Origin of the sequence: Niastella populi (assembly GCF_002078015.1) — a bacterium.
GTDB lineage: Bacteria > Bacteroidota > Bacteroidia > Chitinophagales > Chitinophagaceae > Niastella > Niastella populi.
In genome coordinates, this window is the sequence record NZ_LWBP01000066.1 from 1 (window position 1) to 2,885 (window position 2,885).

The 2,885-nt window shown below is 42.3% G+C and carries 1 protein-coding gene; it reads left to right on the forward strand.

Going from position 1 to position 2,885, the window contains the following annotated elements; all coding sequences use genetic code 11:
* Window positions 1–2,885, forward strand: a 2,885-nt coding sequence (locus A4R26_RS07475) for a condensation domain-containing protein (RefSeq protein WP_165760183.1), incomplete at both ends; no start/stop codon positions are given.

Here is a 2,885-nt window from a genome sequence, read left to right on the forward strand (position 1 = left end):
CTGAGGAAGATTGGGCGAAAATAGATCAGGTCATTATTGAAGTGTACGACGATAATGACAGGTTGGAAAAGATAAAAGAAATACTTGGTGCTAATGGATTTTCCGTTTCAGCATACCAGATCGATGAGTTGAAGGGTACAAAGTTTTATGATGTTTATTGCATCAGGGAAAAGGAAATTATTGAAGGAAAAATAGAGGAGTTCGTTAAAGATCATTGGTACGGTACGAATGCCCTGATCGAAAATGTAAGGCAGGAGTTAACCGATCAATTGCCGGTTTATATGGTGCCTTCGGAAATCGTACTATTAAATAATATACCGCTGACATCAAATGGTAAGATAGATCGAAAGGCATTGCTGGAAATTGACGTAAATGGTTTGGGTAATAAACTTAGTTATCTTGCTCCACGGAATGAACTCGAAAAGAAGCTCGTAAAGATCTGGGAAGAAGTACTGGAAAGAGAAAATATTGGGGTGAATGATGACTTTTTCGCATTGGGCGGCCATAGCTTAAAAGCGGTTCGCCTGAGTAACGGGTATCAAAAGGAGTTATCGGTAAAGCTAAGTTTAAAAGAGCTGTTTGCTTATACCAGCGTAGCCTCGCACGCGGTACTGATAGCATCTTCAAACAAAGAGGAGTTTGTTCAGATAGAAAAAGTAACTCCACAGGCCAATTATTCCATCTCCGATGGGCAAAGAAGGGTATGGGTACTGAGTCAGTTTGAAGGAGGTTCGGTAGCTCATAACATGCCTGGAAGTATTTACCTGAATGAGGACATTGAAATTGAAAACTTCAAGCGTGCCATAGATGCCACCATTGATCGTCATGAGATACTAAGAACGGTTTTCAGAGAAGACGAGTCAGGAGAGATCAGGCAATGGGTACTTGAAAGCAAAGACCTGGGCTTCGCGGTCGGGAACCAGGATTACAGAACAGCGGCAAACAGGAAAGAAAAAGCGGAAGCCTGGATTGCGGCAGATGCTTACCGGGCATTTGATTTATCGAAAGGGCCGCTGCTGCGGGCAGCCTTACTCCGGGTAGATGAAGAGAAGTACGTATTCTACTTCAATATACACCATATCATCAGCGATGGGTGGTCGATGGAAGTATTGACCAGGGATATATTGAAATACTACGAAGCTTATAAGGCAGGTAAAGCGCCGGAGTTAAAGGAATTACGCATTCAGTACAAGGATTATTCAGCCTGGCAGTTGGGTCAATTGAACCAGGAATCATTTAAAACACATAGGGAATATTGGCTGAACAAGCTGTCCGGAGAATTGCCATTACTTGACCTTCCGGGTATTAAACAGCGGCCAAAAGTTAAAACCTATAACGGGCAAATCTTTGCTACTTACCTTGATAAAGCAACAACTTCTAAACTAAAAGCATATATCCAGGAGAATGGTGGCAGTCTGTTCATGGGCCTGCTGGCCTCATGGAATGTATTGATGTACCGCTACACTTCCGGGAAGGATATCATCACCGGCACCCAGGTAGCAGGGAGAGAGCATGCCGACCTGGAAGACCAGATGGGATACTATGTCAACACGCTTGCGTTAAGAAACAGTGTCAATCCTGAAGAAAGCTTTGCTGACCATTATCAGGTGGTAAAAGAAAATACCTTAAAGAGCTATAGTCACCAGATGTATCCTTTCGATCGTTTGGTAGAAGAACTGGGCCTTCAGCGGGATACAAGCAGAAGTACGGTTTTCGACATCTCCATCACTTATAATAATATTAGCGGAAATAAAGACATAGGTACCATTGATGATGATGTGATCAACCAGGTGTCGGATAATGGTCCTTCGAAAGTTAAAAATGATATAGAGCTGCACTTCGGAGAGGCGGGGGATTATATTTATTTCAAATCAATATTTAATGAAGATGTTTATGAGCGGGAGATGATGAAGCGCCTGATGGAACATTTCAAGCGCCTTTTACCTTCATTACTATCTTATCCCGCGGAGAAGCTATCACGAATTGATTACCTGTCAGAAGATGAGAAACATAAACTGCTGGTCACATTCAACGATACGGCAGTAGCTTATCCGAAAGAGAAAACGATTGTTGATCTGTTTGAAGAACAGGTAGCGAAGACGCCGGATAATATAGCAGTAGTATTTGAGGATATAGCGCTGACTTACCGGGAGCTTAATGAAAGATCTAATCAGTTGGCTCATCACCTAAAAGATAGTTATGGCATCGGGCCCGATGACCTGGTGGGTATCAAACAGGAGCGCGGTGAGTGGATGATTATGTCGATACTGGCTGTATTAAAAGCGGGCGGAGCCTATGTTCCAATTGATCCGGAATACCCTCAGGAAAGGATAGATTATATTCAACAGGATACTCAATATAAGATATGCCTGGATGAAACCGGGCTAAGCAAGTTCAGGAAAAGCCATAAGGAATATTCTATTAAAAAGCCGGCTTCGAAAACCAAGCCAGCCAACCTGGCTTATGTGATCTATACTTCCGGTTCCACAGGAAATCCCAAAGGAGTAATGGTGGAGCATGCATCCCTTACAAATTACCTGAAGTTTGGTCAATCAAAATATTCAAATGGTTCATCGCCTTTAAATTTTGGATTGTTTACTTCCTTGTCCTTTGATCTGACAGTGACAAGTATCTTCCTGCCCCTGATCAGTGGAGGAGAGCTAACTATTTTTAATAATGGGTCAGATGTATCAACCATAGTAAAGGAATACTTTGAAAGCGAAATAAATTGTATCAAATTAACTCCTGCCCATATCAGTCTGCTTGACCAGGTTGGGTTCAAAAGCAGCAATGTTCAGGTAGCGATAGTTGGTGGGGAGAAATTGGAAAACGGTCATGTCGGGATACTAAGAGCATTAAATCCTGCAATTCGGATCTATAATGAA